Source organism: Lactobacillus kullabergensis, from assembly GCF_000967195.1.
Taxonomy (GTDB): Bacteria; Bacillota; Bacilli; order Lactobacillales; family Lactobacillaceae; genus Lactobacillus; species Lactobacillus kullabergensis.
In genome coordinates this window covers 49,860-72,167 of sequence record NZ_KQ033871.1, presented here as the reverse complement: position 1 = coordinate 72,167, position 22,308 = coordinate 49,860, and the positions used below count along the sequence as shown (strand labels likewise).

Annotated in this window: 17 protein-coding genes and 1 riboswitch; of the genes, 9 read left to right on the top strand and 8 right to left on the bottom strand. The window is 34.9% G+C overall.

Annotated elements, in window-relative coordinates; genetic code table 11:
• Positions 1–109 precede the first annotated feature (109 nt).
• Positions 110–2,071, bottom strand: coding sequence for a P-loop NTPase fold protein (locus JF76_RS00835; protein ID WP_045927396.1), 1,962 nt, complete (start codon positions 2,069–2,071; stop codon positions 110–112).
• 342 nt (positions 2,072–2,413) lie between these two features.
• Here JF76_RS00835 and JF76_RS00830 point away from each other — a divergent pair, with 342 nt between their 5' ends.
• Complete coding sequence (locus tag JF76_RS00830; RefSeq protein ID WP_045927395.1) at positions 2,414–3,937, top strand: SLAP domain-containing protein; 1,524 nt, start codon at positions 2,414–2,416, stop codon at positions 3,935–3,937.
• A gap of 202 nt (positions 3,938–4,139) precedes the next feature.
• Positions 4,140–4,883, top strand: coding sequence for a hypothetical protein (locus tag JF76_RS00825; RefSeq protein ID WP_045927394.1), 744 nt, complete (start codon positions 4,140–4,142; stop codon positions 4,881–4,883).
• Positions 4,884–5,013: 130 nt separating this feature from the next.
• Here the strand turns inward: JF76_RS00825 and JF76_RS00820 are convergent, their stop codons facing one another.
• On the bottom strand, positions 5,014–7,020 hold the full coding sequence (locus JF76_RS00820; protein WP_052697038.1) for a BspA family leucine-rich repeat surface protein: 2,007 nt from the start codon (positions 7,018–7,020) through the stop codon (positions 5,014–5,016).
• Positions 7,021–7,219: 199 nt separating this feature from the next.
• Here JF76_RS00820 and JF76_RS00815 point away from each other — a divergent pair, with 199 nt between their 5' ends.
• Positions 7,220–8,740: an SLAP domain-containing protein gene (locus JF76_RS00815; protein WP_045927393.1), complete on the top strand. Its 1,521-nt coding sequence runs from the start codon at positions 7,220–7,222 to the stop codon at positions 8,738–8,740.
• 65 nt (positions 8,741–8,805) lie between these two features.
• On the opposite strand, the gene JF76_RS09880 is transcribed toward JF76_RS00815, so the two are convergent.
• Positions 8,806–10,647, bottom strand: coding sequence for a BspA family leucine-rich repeat surface protein (locus JF76_RS09880; RefSeq protein WP_052697037.1), 1,842 nt, complete (start codon positions 10,645–10,647; stop codon positions 8,806–8,808).
• Between the two features lie 178 nt (positions 10,648–10,825).
• Between JF76_RS09880 and JF76_RS00805 the strand changes: the two genes are divergently transcribed.
• Positions 10,826–12,349, top strand: coding sequence for an SLAP domain-containing protein (locus JF76_RS00805; protein WP_045927392.1), 1,524 nt, complete (start codon positions 10,826–10,828; stop codon positions 12,347–12,349).
• A 69-nt stretch (positions 12,350–12,418) separates the two neighbouring features.
• Here JF76_RS00805 and JF76_RS09875 read toward each other — a convergent pair whose 3' ends face one another.
• The 4 genes from JF76_RS09875 to JF76_RS00790 all read right to left on the bottom strand — a co-directional run bounded on the left by JF76_RS09875 (position 12,419) and on the right by JF76_RS00790 (position 16,141).
• On the bottom strand, positions 12,419–14,377 hold the full coding sequence (locus tag JF76_RS09875; protein WP_052697036.1) for a BspA family leucine-rich repeat surface protein: 1,959 nt from the start codon (positions 14,375–14,377) through the stop codon (positions 12,419–12,421).
• Between the two features lie 47 nt (positions 14,378–14,424).
• Positions 14,425–15,342, bottom strand: coding sequence for an HNH endonuclease (locus JF76_RS00795; RefSeq protein ID WP_045927391.1), 918 nt, complete (start codon positions 15,340–15,342; stop codon positions 14,425–14,427).
• Between the two features lie 120 nt (positions 15,343–15,462).
• Complete coding sequence (locus JF76_RS10180; protein WP_090094091.1) at positions 15,463–15,603, bottom strand: hypothetical protein; 141 nt, start codon at positions 15,601–15,603, stop codon at positions 15,463–15,465.
• A 178-nt stretch (positions 15,604–15,781) separates the two neighbouring features.
• Positions 15,782–16,141 (bottom strand): iron-sulfur cluster biosynthesis family protein, encoded by a 360-nt coding sequence (locus JF76_RS00790; protein ID WP_045927390.1) that lies wholly within the window; start codon positions 16,139–16,141, stop codon positions 15,782–15,784.
• A gap of 189 nt (positions 16,142–16,330) precedes the next feature.
• Here JF76_RS00790 and JF76_RS00785 point away from each other — a divergent pair, with 189 nt between their 5' ends.
• From JF76_RS00785 to htpX, 3 genes are all read left to right on the top strand, one after another.
• On the top strand, positions 16,331–17,431 hold the full coding sequence (locus JF76_RS00785) for an SLC13 family permease (protein ID WP_045927389.1): 1,101 nt from the start codon (positions 16,331–16,333) through the stop codon (positions 17,429–17,431).
• Positions 17,432–17,540: 109 nt separating this feature from the next.
• A complete protein-coding gene (locus tag JF76_RS00780; RefSeq protein WP_045927388.1) occupies positions 17,541–18,101 on the top strand; it encodes a LemA family protein in 561 nt (186 codons plus the stop codon).
• 17 nt (positions 18,102–18,118) lie between these two features.
• Complete coding sequence (htpX, locus tag JF76_RS00775; RefSeq protein WP_045927387.1) at positions 18,119–19,015, top strand: zinc metalloprotease HtpX; 897 nt, start codon at positions 18,119–18,121, stop codon at positions 19,013–19,015.
• 34 nt (positions 19,016–19,049) lie between these two features.
• On the opposite strand, the gene JF76_RS00770 is transcribed toward htpX, so the two are convergent.
• Positions 19,050–19,988, bottom strand: coding sequence for an AraC family transcriptional regulator (locus tag JF76_RS00770; protein WP_045927386.1), 939 nt, complete (start codon positions 19,986–19,988; stop codon positions 19,050–19,052).
• 139 nt (positions 19,989–20,127) lie between these two features.
• Positions 20,128–20,218, top strand: a riboswitch (TPP riboswitch).
• 40 nt (positions 20,219–20,258) lie between these two features.
• On the opposite strand from JF76_RS00770, the gene JF76_RS00765 reads away from it, so the two are divergent.
• Positions 20,259–21,617, top strand: a complete 1,359-nt coding sequence (locus JF76_RS00765) for an ATP-binding cassette domain-containing protein (RefSeq protein ID WP_084600314.1) — start codon at positions 20,259–20,261, stop codon at positions 21,615–21,617.
• A gap of 9 nt (positions 21,618–21,626) precedes the next feature.
• Entirely contained in the window at positions 21,627–22,280 is a 654-nt protein-coding gene (locus JF76_RS00760; RefSeq protein ID WP_045927385.1) for an energy-coupling factor transporter transmembrane component T family protein, read from the top strand.
• The last annotated feature ends 28 nt before the right edge of the window (positions 22,281–22,308 follow it).

Here is a 22,308-nt window from a genome sequence, read left to right as displayed (position 1 = left end):
ATTGCTTAAATTTACTGTCTAAATTGAAGATAACAGTTTATCACTAAACTAATATTTATAAAATCTTCACTTTTGTCAGCCTCTTAACATTTTTATGTTAACAATTCAGTTAAGACTTAGCGGAAATAGCTCTACATCGATCAAGTACATGATTAGCATAGATTTCTCCTTTATATGAAAAGCACAGTTGATCAACACCTAATAAGTTACTATCTGACACAACAGGAAGAAATTCGCGCGGGTTCATCAAATAAATATTCCAAAAGTATATATATTCAGTATCACATAGATTTTCAATAATTTTTACTTGAGATTCAATCGTAGGTGATACTTTTGTATAAAATTTAGAAAAATTTATATGCACATAATTAAAGTTTAGTACATAAAGCAATGTTTCTGCATCATACGGTTTTCTTCCAAAATTTTTCTCTTTTTCCGAACTTATTATTATTTGTTTAAAATATTTTTGCGCATAGTCATCATATGAAAACTGCTTTAAATTAAATAAATCTACCAATTCTCTATAGATATGAAGTTTTTTACCATTAGTAACTACATGATCTGCTTCTTTTTGAACCTTATTAAAAATCTTTTCAAATTTAGAAATAACATATTCATCAGCACTTGCTTTATATTTTAATTTTTCTTGCTCTGACAATTTGCTGTTTATCTTTGTTTTTCTTTTATTATAAAGCTGACTAGCATATTTTTGTAATACAAATCTGATTAAGCTATTTGGCATCTCATATTCTGAAGATCCCACTACTTCAATAGCTACTTCTGCCATAAACAAATAGTCTTTTTCATGTATTACATTTAGTCCAGCTTTGTTGTAAAGATATTTTTTAAGTTCAGCAACATTTTCTTCATTTTCTTTATAAAAAATAATCTTTAACTTCTCTTTATTTTCTAATATATTCTCTAGGTCTGCTATGCTATGACTTGTTGCTAAGTCATCAATAAAATAAGAATCTGGTTTTTCAAGATACTTTATTATGGTTAACTCTCTCGAGCTAAGAACTTGATCCATTAATTGCTCAATATCACTTTTATTAACTTGAATATTATCCTGAGCATTCACCTCTGGTTTATAACCATTTTGTAATTTATTATAATTGCTTTTATGAAACAAATATAAATAAATAATAAATAATTCTTGACCTAAATCGACTCTATCTAGCTTTGACCTGAAAATCAACTGATTCTGAACATAACTTAAATATTGATTTGCATTTCTTGCTGTCCTTTTTTCATTAATAAATAATTTCTTTATATCAGAAAAACTAAAATCCCTAGTATTTTGATAGGTAGTGTATTTAGCGTTGGGATCATTTATTTTTTCTAATTCTTGCCTAATTTTGTTTTCGATTTTATTTGCTATATTAACTGATTGCAATTGAACTGGTAACCCGATTTGACGATCAATTATCTTACTTAAATAGTTATCTTCATTTTTATTTATTTTATCAAAATCACCTACAAAAATGATTCTTGTCTTTCCGTTAAGTTGGTTGAAAAACAAGTAAAGTTCGTTTTGTACATCCTTATGTAGTCTGTCAAAATCATCAACTATCAAAATCCTAGGGTGCTTTTTACTTTGGAGATTTCTTTTGTCTAGCCACAATAATAACCTATCCATATCAAAAAAATTATTTTGATAATATGTGATTAAAGTTGTGATTAAGCACGCAATAATAACTAACCAAATCTTTTCTTGACTAGTGAGTTGTCTTGGAATAATAGTCATCGCTGATATAAATGCACTAGCCATAGATGTTATAATCAATATTGCAATATATAGAAATGTCTTTAGTATATACAATTTTGGATAAATAGCTTCGAACAAATTTTGAGCAAGAGAAGATTTGTTTTTAGGTTTCCATAATTCCAAATAAATAAATTTGAAGTAATTATTGCTTACATTCTCAACTTCTTTTAAGTACTCAGTTTTTCCGCTTCCCCAAGTTCCATTAAGAAAGTAAGTTTTAGGTTGCTCTTCTTTAAGCTCCTTTGCAAAAGCCTCGGCAACTTTAGTAGTGTCAATTTTATCTATTTTCCAATCTTGATCCATGCTACCCCTCACTATAAATTTCATTTTACTAATGATCCCAATAACATTTTTTTAGTCTAAAATTTATAAAGTCTAATGCAAAATAAAAACTGGACTAATAAATCTTAAAATTATTTTGCTGGTAGAATATAATGATATTAAGACTCACTTCAAGCTAAGACCTACTTTTTAAGTTCATTATATGCTGTTTTACACTTAAAATAGTTTAGAAAATTGCAGTTTACTCTCGTAAAAAGATTACAAACCAGACAAAAGTTCTAACAATTTATATAATAAAACAATTTTAAATATCAGTTTAGGGTACAATGATATTAACTTAAGCATTTTTTGTGAGGTCATAAAATGAAATTTTTCAAGAAAATTGGTATTGGCTTAACAGCCCTGGCCCTATCCACCACTCTATTTTTGCCATATACCGCTAACCCCCAAACAGTAGAAGCTGCTCAGAAAGCCAAAGGAAAAGTCACGCTGCTTGAGAGCAATTATGTTTACAACCCGTCAGGCCATAAAATAAAATTGAAGCAAAATCGGGGTACACATAGCTATAACATTCCTAACGGCTTTAGTGCTGATACCAAAGGCTATTTGATTACAGAAATGATAGTTTATGATGATGACAGTAGAACCAGTTATCCCTACTACGGCACTAAAAAAATTAACGGACAAAAATTTTATCACTTGGGACATAACTATTACATTAATAGTGCTACTGTTTTAAAAGTCAATGGACGCAATATCACACAAGGTAAATTGACTATCAAACACGATGCACTGATTTACACCAAGACTGGCAAAACAACGGGAAAGAAACTAAGAACTAATACAGTTGTTAAGTACCAAGGAAAAGCTAAGACTGCTACTAAAACACCCAAATATTTTTACTACCTTAATGATGTCGCAAGGTACTTCCAACCCAAATACGTACCTGCCCACAAAATAAAAGGAAAATATTTTTACTCCTTAGGACATAACAGTTACATTAAAGCAGCTAATGTCGGCTATATTAACGGTCACATTGCTCGCTACAACGGTGTTTCGTCAGCGACTGTTCTTAAGAACACCGCCAGCATAACGGTAAATTATTCTGCCGTTAAACGTAAACTGAAAAAAGGACAGAAGATTAAACTTGATTTAACTGTTATTCCTTACCAAAATGATGGCTTTGAGGGTTATCTTTACAGACTGCACGACTATCCGGATGAATATGTTGATGAAGACGATGTTAAATTGAAAAAGAATTTGCCTATCATTGACTATCGCGACTTAGTTTATACTTACGTTACGCCAGTGACAGATAACAGCGTTGAACTTTATGACACATCTGGCAAGACAATTGGTAAACGTATTATAAAGCCGCAATACAGTAATCTTACAGTTGATGGCTTAATGTACCTCTGGGTACCTGAGGAAAATAAGGCGGAACTGTTTTATCATTGTTTAAATTACAGTGACGCTAGTGTGATTGATGCCAACCAACCAAACCCGGTGCCAAATTCAGAGCCAACTTACCCTGCAAAAAAGCAAGCACTAATCTATGGCAATAACTTTATTAAGGTGAACGATGTGAAATACGTCAGCGGGTTAAAGTTAAAAGCACTGAATACGATTGAGCAAGCTGAAAATGGGCAAAAAATTGCGACAGGAGCTGACAAACAGGAACTGCTCACACTTTTTAATGAAGGAAAAGATCTAGCACAAAATAGCGCTTATCATGATCTTATGTCTAATTATGATTGTGCCTTAAGAAACGCTTCTGCTATGTTAAGGTCTGATAAGGCAACTGTCACGCAGGTAAATGAGGCTGTCTGGTATGTTAAAACCGCTAAAAAGCAGCTGACAACTATGTCTACTCCGCCGGGTGATTAAATGGCTACTGGTCAGAGCAATATTAGTTTTACAAAAATAGTCCAAGCAAATATAATAGACAATATGTAGAGCCTGGCAAAAGCGATACTATCAGTTTAATGCCGATTTATTAGTTATTAAAAAATAGCTATGAACTGACAAAAAGTTGTGATAAGCCTAGCGATAAAGGTTATTAAAATCAAATTTAAAGGAGTAAACCAAAGTGAAATTACATAAAAATATTATTGTTGCAGCTGTTGCGGGTATTACCGTTTTAGCGCCAGTTATTAGTCAAACTTCAGCTGTTTTAGCAGATATAGCTGCAACTAACGAAACAAATACTAATACCAACACTAATACAAATAATCCAGATACAAGTGCAACAGATAAAACTGAAACTCCTGTAGCTGAACCAATTTCGCAACCTATCCAAGATAATGATCCCGAACCAAAGACCAATATCCACAAAACTAAGAAAACTTGGTCAAAACGCCACCAAAAAGCAAATAATTATTTCAATAAGAACGTCAAGAAGGGGCAGAAGTTAACGAATAAGACTAAAAAATTAGCCCTTTACAAGAAGATCTTGAAGCATTTTAAAAATTATAAGTCTAAGTATGCCAAGACTTTCAAGAAATATCTTAATGCAGAAATTAAATGGTTAAACAGACAGATTAAATTGGAAAATGTTCCTACTACTAAACCATCGGGTGATTTGAAACCACAACCTGTAAATCCTCCTAAGAAGAATAAGGTTGAGAAACATGAAGGTTGGAGTGATGTTACTGCTTATGCTGATTATTTAAATGACTATAAATATTTTAAGAAATATCCTAAAGTGAACAGAAAATATGTTGAACAAGATATTAAAGATTTAAAGAAACGTGGATACAAATTTAACAAGGATTTGTCCGATAAAGGATATAAAGCACATAATAAGCAAGTTGATGCACAAGATCCTAATTAAGTTGCAATAAATTAATTTCATATTCCTCTGTTAATTGAATATAATAGAGGTAAAACGATATGGATAATAATAAAAATGTAATAGAAAAGGCTAATTCGTAATTAAAACGAATTAGCTTTTTTTGTATTATCTATTTAAGTTTGAACCCTTTAGGCAGCTGGGGCTTTTTGCCATTATACATGACATAGGTTTCTTTAGGACTCTTTTTAGCCGAATGGTTATACAGTTTTAGCAATTGTTTTGCAGTATATTTTTTGCCTTTAGGTTTTCTAATTGTCCCTTTACCCACTGCTTGGATATGTTTAAAGCCTTTGCCTACTCCCGAACTCTTACGTAAGCGGTAATGCCCAAGCTTGACAACAAAACCTTTAGGATTACCAGCGTTGAGCAAAATCTGACTGTTATGAATGTTAAAATGACTTAAATCAACTCCAACTAATTTTTTATCGTTTTCAAACATTATAGTTGAAGATTTTAATTTCGGTAAATGCCAGCCACTTAAATTCACATACATCAGATTAGTACAATCATTAAACATCCCAGTCGTACTAGTAACATTAGTCATTTTGAAATGCGAAAGATCTATGCTAATCAAACTCTTATTATCAGTAAACATATAAGTCATGTCTTTAACATTCTCAGTGTTCCAGCCATCCAAGTTCAAATTGGTTAAAGAATAATCTCCAGTAAACATCCCCCACATGGTGGTAACTTTGGCAGTATTTAAATGACTTAAATCTAGACTTTCTATATTAGGGTCTTCCGCAAACATTTCCCGCATATTAGTTACATTTGATGTATCTAAATGATTTAAATTTATACTTTTTAAATTAGGATTTTTTGCAAACATTTCCCGCATATTGGTTGCATTTGACGTATCTAAATGATTCAAATTTATACTCTTTAGATTAGGATTTTTCGCAAACATTCCTCTCATGTTTTTAACATTATGAGTATCAAGCTTAGCTAGATTTAATTGCTCTATCTGTGAAAAACCTTCGAACATGTATGACATGTTTGTGACATTCGCCGTATGCAATTTGCTTAAGTCAACATCTGTTAAATTAGGGCAGTCAGCAAACATATACGACATATCTGTTACCTTATTGGTGTCCCAATTGTCTAAAATTAATTTTGTTATTTTGCTTGAAGCAAACATATTTGACATCTTAATAACATTACTGGTATCTAATGAACTAAGGTCCAGGGTCTTTACCCCAGTTGTTCCTGAGAACATGTATTCCATGTCTGTAACTTTACTAGTATTGAGTTTGGCAAAATCTAAATTAGAAATATCAGCCCGCTCAAACATTCCTGACATATCAGTCACATTGCTTGTATCAAGGTCAGCAAAATTAAGATTTTGAAGTTTGGTTAGACTAAACATATTACTCATTTCAGTAACACGACTGGTATTAAAACTACTCAAGTTAATGCTTTTAGCATTGCAACCATTAAACATATAATCCATTTTAATGACATTACTAGTATTAAAACCTGTCAAGTTAATGTTTTCAGCAGTGCAATTACTAAACATATAATTCATGTTAGTGACATTGCTGGTATTAAGACTGCTCAAATCTAGCGTTGATAGTCCTGTAGACTCAAACATTCTACTCATATCAGTTACTTTATCAGTTTGAAAGTGACTTAAATCAAGCTCAGTCAGAGCCTGATCCATATCAAACAAGCCACTCATGTCAGTGACTTCACTGGTGTCAACTAAGTCCAGTCCCTTAATGTCTTTCAAATTATTTAGCTCGCTAAACTTATATTTTGAATCTGCAGGAAGTTTTACGGGGGAGGCAAAAACAATATGGGTAATATTATTCCCCCAACTCCATTCTTCATTAAACGGGCGACTCGAAAGAGTGCTATTTTTCTGAGTTCCTTTAATTGTCAGGGTTCTGGTAACAATATCATAATTCCAGCTGCAGTCACCATCTTTGCCTGACCAAATACCTGGTATTTCTTGAATATCATTATTCACTTGATCGCTAGCATCAGGTTTATTAGTTGCAGCAGAAACCGGCTTAACAGCAGCTACCATTAAGTTCAGTCCACAAAAAGCAAGACTGCTGCTAATACCAACTTTTTTAACTAAACTTAAAATTTGTCTTGAATGGTTATGATTCATTATCATGACCTCCTTTTCATTAACTTAATTATAAGCCGTTTCAAACCCAAAATATAATTTTCCTAGTTGTTAAAAATAATGAAAGCCAGGAAAGTCCATTAAATTTACCAGATAAAATAAATTTGAGTTTCATTTTGGGTTACGATAACATTAAATTATAAGCTCATTTTTGTAAGGTCATAATTTGCGAGGTCATAATATGAAACGTTTTAAGAAAATTTGTATTGGACTAACAGCCTTATTATTAACTGCTGGTCCATTATTGCCAAATATCACCAATTCCCAAACAGTAGAAGCTGCTCAGAAAGCCAAAGGAGAAGTTACGCTGCTTAAAAACGATTATGTTTACAATCCGTCAGGTCATAAAATAAAATTGAATATTTCTCACGGCTTTACCGTTCCTGAAGGTTTTAGCGCTGATTCCAAGGGCTACGTGATTACTGACATGGAAATTGATGAATACAGCGATGGCAGAACCAGTTATTCCTACTATGGCACTAAAAAAATTAACGGGCAAAAATTTTACAACCTTGGACATAACTATTACGTTAAAAATGCCGATATTTTAGAAGTAAAAGGCCACAATATTAAAAAAGGCAAACTAGTATTAAGTCACAATTCATTGATTTACACCAAGACTGGCAAAGCAACTGGTAAGAAATTAAGAACTGATGCAATTGTCAAGTATCAAGGAAAAGCTAAGACTGCTACTAAAACACCCAAATACTTTTATTATCTTAATGATTTAGACAGATACTTCAAGCCCAGATATATACCTACTCATAAAATTAAAGGGAAATATTATTACTCTTTAGGACATAATCGCTACATTAAGGCAGCTAATGTCGGCTACATTAACGGTCACATTGCTCGCTACAATGGTGTTTCGTCAGCGACTGTCCTTAGGAACACCTCCAGCACAACGGTAAATTATTCTGCTGCAAAGCGGAAACTGAAAAAAGGACAAAAGATTAAACTTGATTTAACTGTTATTCCATACGAAATTGATGGCTTTGAGGGTTATATATACAGATTGCACGATCACCCAGATGAATATGTTTCAGAATACGAAGTTAAACTGAAAAGGAACCTGCCTATTATTGATTACAGTGACTTAGTCTACACTTATGTCACCCCATTAGCAGGCAACAGCGTTGAACTTTATGATACTTCCGGTAAGGCAACTGGCAAGCATATCATGAAGCCGACACATAGTAATCTGACGGTTGATGGCTTAATGTACTTGTGGATTCCTGAGAAAAACAAGGCGGAACTGTTTTATCACTGCCTAAATTACAGCGATACTAATGTGATTGATGACAAGCAACCAAATCCGATACCAGATCAAGATTCAGTAACCCACAGTAATAACCAAAAATTAAACTATGGCAATAACTTTATCAAAGTCAGCGATGTTAAATACGTCAGCGGGTTAAAGCTGAAAGCACTTAATACGATTGAGCAGGCCAAAAATGATCAAAGAATTGCAACGACTGCTGACAAGCAAGAATTACTAGAACTTTTTAATGAGGGCAAAGATTTAGATCAAAACGCTAAATATGATACGGATCTAATGAATAATTATGACAGCTCCTTAAGTAATGCCTCTGCCATAATAAGATCTGATAAGGCAACTATCGCCCAAGTTGATGAAGCTGTATGGTATGTTAAAACTGCTAAAGAACAACTGACAACTATGTCTGTTCCTCAGGGCGATTAAATCTTTTAGACTAATAGAAAAAGGCTAATTCGTTTTTAATTACGAACTAGCCTTTTTTGTCTTATCTATTTAAGTTTGAACCCTTTAGGCGGCTGCGGCTTTTTGCCATTATACATAACATAAGTTTCTTTAGGACTCTTTTTAGCCGAATGGTTATACAGTTTTAGCAATTGCTTTTCAGTATACTTCTTGCCTTTCGGCTTTCTAATTGTCCCTTTGCCAACAGCTTTAATATGTTTAAAGCCTTGACCTACTCCTGAACTCTTACGTAAGCGGTAATGACCGAGCTTGACAGCAAATCCTTTAGGATTACCAGCATTTTTCAAAATCTGACTATTATGAATATTAAAATGGCTTAAATCAACTCCAGCGAGCTCTTGATCATTAGTAAACATTTCCGTTGAATCATACATTTTTGGTAACCGCCAGCCACGCAAATCAACAAAAACAAGATTATCACAATCCATAAACATTTGACTGACCCTGGTAACCTGGCGTGTATCCCAAGTATGCAGGTCAAGCTGCTCAAGACTTTTTGCACCATTAAACATCCTCAGCATATCAGTAACGTTGGCAGTATTAAAGTGACTCAAGTCAATGTCTTTTAGACTGCTGTCGCCACTGAACATTGAATTCATCCAGCGTACATTCTTGGTATTCCAGCCCGTTAAATTGAGTTTGGTCAAAGAGCTGTCTCCAGAAAACAGCGAGATCATATTAGTAACGTTGCTGGTATCAAAACTGCTTAAATCCAAACTAGTAACAGCTGGATTGTATGCGAACATTTCTTTCATATCTTTAACTTTACTCGTATCAAAGTGACTGAAATTTAGCTGATCCAAATGAGCAAATTTTGCAAACATTCCCGCCATATCTGTAACATTACCGGTATTAAAGCCGCTTAAGTCAAGTTTAGTTAAGTCAGAACACCCTTGAAACATATTTTTCATACTGGTAACGTTTTTGGTGTCCCAATTAGCCAAGTTTAAGTGAGTAACATTACTACCCCTAAACATTTCAGCCATATCAGTCACTTGACTGGTAGCAAAACTACTCAGATCAAGACTTGACAGATTTTGGGTACTGGAAAACATACCAGACATATTATTAACTTTACTGGTGTTAAAGTGCTTCAGATTTAGTTCCGGAACTTTTATTCCAGCAAACATACCAGCCATGTTGGTGACATTACCGGTATCAAAATTAGCCAGATCAAGCTCTGCCACATCGCTATCCGCAAACATATCTGCCATATCGGTCACTTGGCTGGTAGCAAAACTTTTCAGATTAAGATGTTTCATCGGGCTGTTTCTAAACATACCGCTCATATTTGTGACTTTGCTGGTATTAAAACTGCTCAAATCTACTTCTGTTAAGGCTGTGTTGTCAAACATTCGTTCCATATTAGTCACTTGGCTGGTATCAAAGTGACTCACATCAGCTTTAGTTAGAGCTTTGTCATTAGTAAAAAGCAAAGCCATATTTGTCACTTGACTAGTATCAACTTTGTCGAGACCTGTAATATCCTCCAAATACTCAAGACCGGAAAACTTTTCTGCCGAATTCGGAGCCATTTGAACCGGTGTTTCAAACACAATATGTTCAATATTGCCAGACCATTTAAACTGCTTTAAAAATGGTGTGCTGGATAATTGACTGCTCTTTTGCGCGCCACTAATCCGCAGAGTTCTACTAATAACGTCGTATTGCCATGTGCAGCTGCCATCAGTGCCAGTCCAAAGACCGGCATCAGATGGCAAACCTGTCGCACTAATTGGGACAACAGCAGGAGTTTCTGTTACAGCAGCTACATTTACGTTTACTCGCACCGTTACGACTAAACCTAATGCCATTGTTGCAATACCTATCCCAGTTTTTTCAAACTTGATTAAATTTGGAAGCTTCATCTTGATACCTCTTTTCTCTTACCCTAATTATACGGGTTTTTTGCTTAAAACTTATTAATGATTTGAAACTTAAGTTAAACTTTGTCAGCCTGTTATTCTTTTACTGTAAGACATGTATTGCTGCATCTATATTAGGTTATAATAAATTTAGTAGAAAGGATTAGTAAGGAGGTAAATCATGAAATTAACCAAAAAAATCTGTTTGGCGATCACGGCTTTGGCATTGGTCGTCACACCTTTTTTAGTAAATTGCAATCAAATACAAACGGTTGCAGCTGCCAAAAGCAGTAAAAAGACCGCAAAGGGTAAAATCACTTTAATCTATGGTGCCCATCTTTATAATAAATATGGGCATAAAATTAAAAACAAGAACAAATATCTGCCCTATGCTCAAGATGATGCCAGTGGTTATAAGTATATCTATAGCTTTAATGCAGATGTTATGAAATACTACGGCACCAAAATAATTAAAGGGCAAAAATTCTATAATATTGGTAAAGGTTGCTACATTAATGCCGCAGATGTCATGGAAGTTAACGGTAAGAACAGCAAAAAGGGCAAATTGGTTTTATTACAGAAATCAGCCGTTTATACTAAAGCAGGTAACAAGACTGGTCACACTTTACCTAAGCGAGCTATCGTTAAATATCAAGGCAAAGTTAAGCAAGTTAAAGCAAAACCGAAATACTATTATAGTAAATACTTTAACTCAGATAACAATGAGCATATTTTCTATCTGCCACTCACAAAAATTAAAGGGAAAAACTATTATGCCATTGGTAAAAATCGCTATGTCAAAGCCTATAATGTTGCAAGTTTAGATGGTTATCCTCTAACTTACAATGGGGTTACAACGGCCATCGTTCTCAAAAAGACAGCTACTCAGACTTTAAACGAAATGAAAACCAAACATATTTTAAAAAAGGGGCAGAAAATAAAAGTTGATTTGGCTGTTGAACCTTGGGCAGAAGATTTTGAAGGCTATATTTTCCGCCTGCATAATCATCATGATGAATACATAGATGAAAACTGTATCAACCTGAGAAATTACTTACCAACTACCGACTACTCTGATTTAACCTATAGTTTTGTTACTGCAAAGACTACTGCAAACGTTAAGCTCTATGACGCCACAGGAAAACCCGTTGGGATTAGTTTTAATACTGCAAAGCAGTCTGATTTTAATGTTGACGGCTTATTCTATATTTGGAATGCGGCTACAAACAAAGCTGAGTTGTATTATCACCTTCTGAGTAACAATTTAGACAGAAAAGCCCTTATCAATAATGATGGCACGCAACTAAAGGCTCCAGCGACTGACAAAAAATATGGTCCAATCACTCTAACCACCAGTGAAAAAATAATAGCAGCTAACAGTTTCGTTAAAGCAAGTGATGTGAAATTTAGCTGGGGCATAAAACTTTCTCCTGTAAACACTTCGTTAGCAGCTGAGCAGAAACAAAAAGTAGCAACCGACAGCGATAAAGTGAAGCTCCAGAAAGACTTTGACTCTGGACAGCAAACTATTAACGAGAGTGTCCATTATGATGCACTTATGCAGAGCTATGACTATGCTTTAGCTAATGCTGCTGTTGTCTTACGGTCGAGCAAAGCGACGCTGGCACAAGTAGATCAGGCTATCTGGCTGTTAAAAACCACTAAAACACAGATAAAAACTTTAAACTTCCCTGAATTTGCCTAAAGTTTACTAAAAAGACAAACTAAAAAGGATTAGTTCTGAAATGAGCTAATCCTTTTATTTTACTAAAAATCAAAAATGAAATGATTTTGGTAACTGTGGTTTTTTACCGTTATACATGACATAGGTTTCTCTAGGACTCTTTTTGGCAGAGTGATTATATAGCTTAAATAACTGCTTTGCAGTATATTTTTTGCCTTTAGGTTTTCTAATTGTTCCTTTGCCTACAGCTTGAATGTGCTTAAATCCTTGACCTACACCTGAACTTTTACGCAAACGGTAGTGGCCCAGCTTCACAGCAAATCCTTTAGGATTGCCTGCCTGATTTAAAATCCTGCTGTTATGAATATTAAAATTAGTCAGATCAACCCCTGCTAATTTCTTGTCCTGCATAAACATATCAGTCGCATCAATCAGTTTAGGCATGTGCCAGCCATGTAAATTAACTTTAGTCAGATTAGGACATTGAGCAAACATCTCACTTACTTCAGTTAATTTACGGGTGTTCCAATTATGTAAATCAACAGTTTTGAGACTCCGATCATTTTTAAACATCTCATAAGCTTCAGTGAGACTATTAGTTTTAAGATGACTTAAATTAATATTGACCAGCTGCGGGTCGTTTTTAAACATGCGACTCATACTCCTGACCCGTTTGGTATTCCAGCCTTTCAAATTAACCGTCTTTAAGTTGTCATCATCACTAAACATTTCAGACAAATTTTTATTGGACTTAGTATTAAAATGGCTTAAATCTAAGCTGGTAATTTTTTTCATACCAGAAAACATATAGCTGGTGCTAGTGACCTTGCTGGTATCAAAATTACTAATATCAAAATCAATTAAATTTTCAGCACCCTCAAACATGCCAAACATATCAGTTACCTTGCTGGTATTAAAGTGCTTAATATCCAAGCTAACCATATTTTTTAATCGTGCAAACATAGTGCTCATATCAGTAACATTGGCAGTATCCCAACCCGTTAAATTAAGTTGTTTTAATGCTGTATCGTTTGAAAACATGCCTGACATATTAGTTACTTTACTAGTATCAAAATTACTCAAATCCAAACTGGTCAGATTTGAATCCCCAAAAAACATAGTTTTCATATTTTGGACATTGCTAGTATTAAAATTGTTCAAGTTTAGAGTTGTTATGTTCTTACTATGAGAAAACATGCTGCTCATGTCCGTTACGTTTTTGGTATTAAAGCCTGAGCAGTCGAGCTGTTTAATCATGCAATTATCGAACATTCCGCTCATATTTTGTACTTTACTGGTATCAAAGCTATCTACATTAATCGTTTCTGCCTTGGTACTGGAAAACATATTTGCCATATCGGTTACTTTGCTAGTATTAAAGTTTTTTAAATCCAGCTTTTTAAAATTGGCCGCCGCAAACATGCTGTTCATAGTGGTTACATTTGCGGTATTCAATTTACTCAAATCTATTGCTGTAGCAGTAGCATTATCCATACCTAATTTAAAGAACATGTTACTCATATCTGTAACTTTATCAGTATTAAAATTACTAATATCTAAACTAGTAAGTTTTGTATCACTGGCAAATAAACCAGACATATCGGTTACATCTCTGGTATCAGCGTTCTCTAAGCCCTTAATATCAGACAAATATCTCAAATTGGCAAATTTTTCTTTTGAATTTACAGGTAACTTAAACGGATTTTCAAAAACGATATGCTCAATACTTCCAGCCCATTTGAATTCTTTGGTAAAAGGTGTACTTGACAGTTGTGCTCCTTTAGCACCACTAATAGTCAGCGTATTAGTAAGGACATCATATTGCCACGTGCAGCTGCCATCTGTGCCAGTCCAAAAGCCTAGCTGATTATTGCTAGTACTGGTTGCAGTTGGTGTTGTTTTTGCAGTTTGATCGTTAGCAGCAGGTGCAACAGAAGCTGCCAAAACATTCTGGACCAGATTAGCGCCACTCATCATGCCCAAGACTATGGCAGCCATACTGATACCCATTTTTGCTAAAATATTTTGCTTGAATTTAGTTAACTTCATTTTCTGACCTCCTTTTCCTCTTAATTTCATTGTAAGCCTTTTAAAAATTAAATAATATCTTCTTTTGCGTTTACTTGCGCTAGTTTCCAGCCAGTCATAAAATGCTGCTCGCGTAAAGAACGCAAGTCAGAATAATCGCTCTCCAAGCTATCAATTGCATCCTGCAATTTTTTGTTTTGCTTACGGATCTGGTCAAGTTCAGGATCATTAACAACGCCCTTCAGGTGCATTTTAGCGGCTAATTCGCGTCGTCTTTCCTCAAATTCACCCTTCAATGTAGCAAGAGCGTCTTCATATTTGACCAGTTTTTGGTTAACTTCAGGAATTTCATTATTCAAACTGACAAACAATTTATACGGCATGTTGGACTTAATACGGTTGCATTCCGTGCAAGATAAAATCAGGTTGTCAAAATCATTATTATGTGACAGTGAAACCGGATCTTTGTGATCAACGCTGCGGCCGCGCCTGCCGCAATATTGGCAGCGGTAATGGTACTTGGCCCGAATACGCTCACGGTCAATATAATCCACTTCATTGAGCTTAAAGTCGACGTTTAAGCCTAATTTACTTAGATTTTCGGCAAAAGTAAATTCGCTGCTGGGTACAAAGTCAGTTTGACCTGTCTCGCTGTCAATTACTGCCTGATTAAAATCATGTGCTGATAGTTGTTGCTGGGCTAATTCATTGCCATCATAATCCTGAATAAAAGCCTCATAACGCTTACGCATGTCATTTTTAGCAACCAAAAATGTTGAATTATCTGCGACTTCACCTTTTCCTACAAAAGTAAACAATAAGCATTGCGCAAAAACTTTAACCGCAACATTGGCAAAGTCTTCCGGCTTTTCTCCTCTTTGAATGCATAGATCGCAAATACTAGTCAGTTTAGGATTAATCAGACCCGTTTGTTTAAAATGTTTGGCATTTATGCGCAATCCACACGCACTGCATTGAAACTTCACTTTTAAGCTTTCTCCTTAGAGCAAAATGTATGTATCATTAATCTAATTCTACTCAATTTAGAGCAATAAAAAAAGGCGGACGAAAGTTTCATCCACCTTTTAGTCTTATTTAAAAACAAACTATTTATTTTCGTCTGCTTTGGCCTTGTTCAAGAAAGCAACAACTGCTGCCACGTGCGCAACACGTTTCTTGCCGTTCTTCTTGTTCTTAGGTCTTTGGTTTGGTTCACAACCAGTGTTGTAATTTTCACCTTTACGCATAGTACTATACTTCCTTTCAAGATTTTCGAAAATCTTATATAGTTTAACACTTAGGACTTTTTGAAGCAAGATTCGCTCATACTGAACCGTTCTGTTTTACCATTTAAAATAAAAAGCGCTCCATTTTGGAACGCTAAAAATAAAGTGATTTTTGAGTACATATTATTAGTTAAATACACTAATTATTTTCACTAACTGTCATGGCAGCATCAATTACGCCACTGTCATCGGCTAAACTAATGGCCGCATTCTTTTCATCTACTACCAAATCGTTGCCTAAATATTGCATTTCTGCAGGACTGGTGTATAAATTTAAGCCAATATTATTTTCAACTTTAAGTGAAAAGTCTGGGTCTTGCTGATCCAAGACTACAAATTGAAAACGAGTCCCGGCAGCACAGCTACCGGCAATGTTAGAATATTTGTTGGAACCGTCATTTAATGAAAGCAAAACAACTTGTCCGTCTTTCACACTTTTCTTGATTTTCTCAGCTGCACCTGCTTTAACATTCATTTTAACTGATTCGGAATTACTCATTTTAATATTTCCTCCTAATCCTTAGCAATTTTCTCCAGTATAGGATATATTAAGTTATAGTGTCAAAAATTATGTTTATAGTAAAAGTGCTTTTCACCATGAAAAATTTATTATTGCGTATAACAGAAAAAAAGGTCAAAATGTATATAGCGATTATAGATGATTATAACTTGTGAAAGGGGACATTTTATGACCGTCTTGAAAAAGGTTTTTAGTGATAAAATCCTGCAGATTACTTTTGTAATAACGATTATCAGTCTTTTTTTTGCTAGACCGCGGCTTGAGGATATCAACTTACATACGATTTTTTCAGTCGCCGCGATGCTAATCATTATTCAAATATACGCTTACTTGCACGTTCTGGACGTGTTGGCGTATAAACTGACCAGTATTGCCGACAATATGCAGAAATTAAACATCTTGTTTACGCTTCTAGCGATTATTGCTGGGATGTTTCTTGGCAATGACATAACAGCGCTTACATTGATTCCCCTGTATTTAAATATTGCCAAAAGATGTAACTTGCCACAAATTTTACCTGTCACTTTAATTGGTATGGGTGCAAATATTGGGGCTGCTTTTACTCCTTGGGGTAATCCCCATAATATCTTTTTGGTCAGTAAATATTCTGTTAATGCCCTGCAGTTTTTCTCCTGGTCTTTGCCCTATTTATTAATGGCTTTATTCATTACGTTTATTATTTTTTACTTTATCCCTCGTAAAAAAATTCCCAGACAAGATATTAAACAGATCAATATCAGTTTAAGACCTACAATCATTACTACGGCAGTATTTGCATTATTTTTCCTAGGTGTATTTAAGGTCATTAATGTGGTAATTCCGATGATTGTTGCAATTATCTTAGCCTTATTAATCAATCCCAGAATTTTGCTTAAAGTAGATTTTGCTCTGCTATTAACCTTTACCTGTTTCTTCATCTTCATTAGTGATATTCAACAGATCCCGCTGATTGTCAGCATCATACATACGATGATTAATTCGGAAAGCTCAACTTACTTCACTTCGATTATCTCCAGTCAGATTATCAGCAATGTGCCTGCGACTATTTTAGTTGGTAAGTTTACTCCTTACGCTGAAGCGTTATTTTTAGGTTCTAACATTGGCGGCTTTGGCTCTCCTATCGGTTCAATGGCCAATATGCTGGTCTTAAAAACTTTTACTCAAAATGCGACAGTTTCCAGAAGCGAATTTTTTAAGAAATGGTCTGTAATGCAGTTTATTGGTCTGATTGTTTTAACCGTTGTGGGCTGGGGACTTTTATTAATTTAAGATACAATTTAGTAAAGCTTTGCTAATGAAAGATAGTATAAGCTTCTTTTTTATATTCAAAAGGTCCTTAATCAGTTATAATTAAGAGATACATATAAGGAGGAATACTATGAACAGTTTAACTTGGGTAATTGTAATTATTGTTGTTTTATTAATTGCACTTTATATTACAGTTTACAACAGTTTACAAAAAGCCAAAGTATACACCGATGAATCTTGGAGTCAGATTGATGTACAACTAAAGCGGCGTAACGACTTGATTCCTAACTTAGTCGAAACAACTAAGGGCTATGCCAAACACGAAAAAGAAACACTGGAAAATGTTGTGCAATTGCGTAATCAGTTAACTAATATTCCCAGCGATGATCACGCTCAAACTTTAAAAGTTTCTAATCAAATTTCTGATGCCCTGAAGTCAATTTTTGCCTTATCAGAAAACTATCCTGACCTTAAAGCCAATCAAAACTTCTTAAAACTGCAAGAAGAATTAACTAACACCGAAAACAAAATTGCCTATTCGAGACAACTTTATAATTCATCTGCTGCACTGTACGACCAAAAGCTGTTAACTTTCCCATCTAACATTGTTGCTCACATTCACGGTTTTAAGAAAGTTGACTATTTGCAAACCAGTGAATCTGAAAAAGAAGTACCTAAAGTTAAGTTTTAAATACCAGGTCAATTTTTATGTTATTTCAACAAATTGCCAGCAATAAACGTAAAACTGTTGGGATTATGGGCTTATTTGTCATTATTTTGGCACTTGTAGGGGCAGGACTGGGTTATCTTTTTGGTGATCGTCCTGTTTTAGGATTAATTATTGCTGTGGTTTTTAGTCTAATCTACATGCTAATTGTCTTGCCTAACCCGGCTAATATGGTTATGAGTCTTAACCACGCTCAAGAAGTCCATGAACAAGATAATCCGGAACTGTGGCATGTTGTACAAGATATGGCACTGGTCGGTCGGGTACCAATGCCTCGAGTTTTTATTATTGATGATCCTAGTCCTAATGCTTTTGCGACTGGACGCGATCCCAACCACTCTGCTGTGGCAGTTACTCAGGGTTTACTTGACATGATGAGCCGCGAAGAACTGGAAGGCGTTTTAGGTCATGAGATTTCGCACATTAGAAACTATGATATTTTAGTTTCTACTATTGCCGCAGTATTAGTTGGTGTCATTTCTTATTTATCAGGTATTGCCAGTCGTTATATTTGGTGGATTGATGATGATCGCGACAGCGATAACGACAATGGTGGCACTATTGTTATCATTTTTAAGATTGTGGCAATTGTGTTTGTGTTAATTCTGGGTCCTATTTGTGCCAGTTTAGCGCAAATGGCATTATCGCGAAATCGTGAATATCTGGCTGATGCCTCTTCAGTAGAATTAACTCGCAACCCGCAAGGACTGATTTCTGCTTTAGAAAAGATTGACGGTTCCGAGCCAATGAAGAAAGCCGACCCTAGCAGTGCCGGCATGTATATTGAAGATCCTGTACGTAAAAAGCGCAGTTTTGCTCACTTATTTGACAGTCATCCGCCAACAGCCGACAGGATCAACCGCTTAGAAAAAATGTAATAAATAAGGTAACCTTTTTAGTCAAGGTTGCCTTTTATTTTAAGTTGATGTTTGCCTGTCTAAATAATTCGGCCCGCATTTGGACTGGCGTTTCATGATAATATTCACTGAATTTTTTATAAAAGAAGGACTTGCCACTATAACCTACCCGTGCAATTATTTCTTTTACGGAAATATCTGGTCGTGCAAGCAAATTGCGCGCCTCTTGCATACGCCTTTCATCAACATGCTCTACGAAGCTTTTACCAGTTTTTTGTTTAACCAAACTTGAAAAATAATTAGGATTGAAACCAAAATGTTTGGCTGCTTCATTAAGCGTTATGTCAGTAAAATGCGCATCAATATAATTTTCTAAATCAGTCTGAACAAATTGGTGATCAGTCACAGGTGCTGTCGCTAAATCTTGATTTCTAACTGCAGCAATTAATAGCAAGTTTAACTCTGCCAAAATTACCTGACGAGTGTAAAGATCCTGATTAAGATATTCATCAATTACCTTTTTTAGTGCATTTGCAGATTTAGACAGTGATGTACTATTCAAAAATAATAAGCGTCTTTGATTATAAGCGTCAGTGATTGCCTTAAACACCCTTTTTTCACGTGAATCCATGACAGAATAGTTTCCGAGAAAATCCAGCATCTTAAAATTACGGTCGAATTCCAGCTTAACTAATATATCATTTTCGCCCTGCTGCAATATTTCATAATTACTTTTTCTCTGTAAAAACACGATATTGCCAGCTTTAAGCAAAAAATCCTGATCATTAATTCTGGCTTTTACCGAACCCCGAGCTTCATATAAAATAGTTGAAGCTGTGGTTTGATAACGATGAACCCCAGTATTGCGATTTTCCAAAAATGTTCTGAATAAATCAAAATTATTATTTCTTGGTTTGATTCTCAGCTCATTGGTATCAGACTGAGCCGAATCCAAAATGCTGGCTAGATATTGTTCAAGTTTAACAGCTGCCATTATTTCACCTTCTTATTCAAATTTTAGAATATATAGATTTATTATATAGCAAATTTTCATCTTACTAACAGAATTTTGTTATTGAGATTAAAGAGAATACTTGTGCATGTAGACAACTATTTTTCTTTTATGTATAATAAATTTAACATCGGGGTGCCGCAAAGGCTGAGAACAGACCCGTCGAACCTGCTATGGATAATGCCAGCGAAGGGAAAACGAAAGATTTTACATCGTCAGGCCTTATCCTGACGATTTTTTTTGGTAACTAAATTGATTAAATTAAACAACCTGAATTTTTCATACGATAAGCAAAACAAAATTTTAACAAATATTAATCTCACTATTCCTACTGGAGAACTTTCACTATTAGTTGGTCCAACTGGCTGTGGCAAATCTACTTTATTAAAAATTTTAGCGAATTTATATCCCGAATTTGCGGGCCAATTAAGCGGCAGCGTTAATTTAGGCGGATTAAAATCGGCTATGATGTTTCAAAATGCCAGTGAACAGTTTACGATGACAACTCCACGAGAAGAAATAATTTTTGCACTTGAAAATCTTTGTCTTAATAAAACGCAGTATACAAAACGCTTGAATGAAGCTGTTCAGTTCACACAGATTGATTATTTGCTTGATCAAAAAATTAATACAATGTCTGGTGGCGAGCAGCAAAGAGTTGCTTTAGCTGTACTTGTTGCAATGAATGTCGATCTTTTTTTACTTGATGAACCCTTTGCCAGCTGTGATCCAGCTGCTCGCAAATTCTTAATTGCTAAATTAGCTCACCTGCGTGATCAAGGGAAAACAATTATTTTAAGTGATCACGTATTAACTGACTATGAAGGCCATTGTGATAATCTGTTTCAATTTCAAGGTAAAGATTTGGTGCAACTTTCTGCTAGTGAAAAAGAAAAACTGCTGCAAAAAAATACGGAATCCGTTTCTTATACTTTTGCCATCCCTAACGATGACAAAGAAATTTGTTTTAAACTTAAAAATACAGAGATTATACAAAATCGCTTACTTTTAAAACAGGAACATTTAAATATCTTTTCTGGTGAAACTACTCTTATTACTGGGGCAAACGGGGTTGGCAAAACGTCACTTTTTAACGCACTGACCAAAATGATCCCATATGCAGGTAGTTTAACTTATCATAAACAGGAAATCAGTAAATTATCAGCTCGCAGGTATCTGCTTAAAGTGGGGCAAATTTTTCAAAATGCGACCGATCAGTTTATCAACGTTTCCGTTGCGGATGAAATCAATTTAAGCAAAAAGCAACGAACCAATAATTATTTCACTGATGACAGAATAAATGAGGCTTTAGCCACCCTTAAGCTTGATTCACTGCTCGATCATGTGGTTTATTCATTATCTGGCGGGCAACAAAAGAAACTGCAAATTTTACTAATGTTGATCTCCGATCAGGATGTATTGCTAATTGATGAGCCCCTTAATGGCCTGGATGCGGACTCTGCTAACAAGGTGATGGCTTTATTAAAAGAAAGTCAGAAAGCACGCAGTCAAACGCTTTTAATTATTAGTCATGAACTAAGGAATCTGGCAGATTGGTGTGACTATCACCTCATCTTTAAAGACCAACATTTAACCTATGTGAATAAATGAGGTGTGATCATGAATCCCAGTTTTAAATTTTTTCTAGCACTGATTATTTCGATAGAAATATCTCTTAAATCAAGCTTGTTAACCAATCTTTTAATAATCTTTTTTACCATAATTTATCTAATCTACAAACACATCAAATTGAAGAATCTGCTTTTAACTTTATTAATGCCCTTAATTGCTGCATTTACGGTTTTTGCTACTTTATATTGGTTTGCACCTCAGCCTAATTTGCAAAATGCACTGAGTTTATCGAGTCGTATTTACGTCTACACGCTGACTATCTACTGTGTATCAATAGGAACTACTGCCACGGAATTAGCACGTTCTTTTGAGCAGAATTTTCATTTACCCAGTAAGTTTGCCTATGGAGTTTTAGCAGCTCTTAATATCGTTCCCAGAATGAAGGAAGCAGTTAAACAAATACGCACTGCCGGCATGATGAGGGGCGTTTATTTAAGCTTTTGGTCACCTGTTTTATATTTTAAAGCTATTCTGGTTGCGCTTAATTCGGCAGAGAATTTAGCACAGGGCATGGCATCTCACGGCTACCGTGAGAGCGCCCAGCGGTCAGTTATTGTACCTGTTCCAGTTCAAAAAAGCGATTGGCTTAAGTCGATTGTTATCCTGTTTTTAGTTAACCTGGCATTATTTACATTAAAATAAAAAAACGGACCTGCAGGTCCACTTTTTC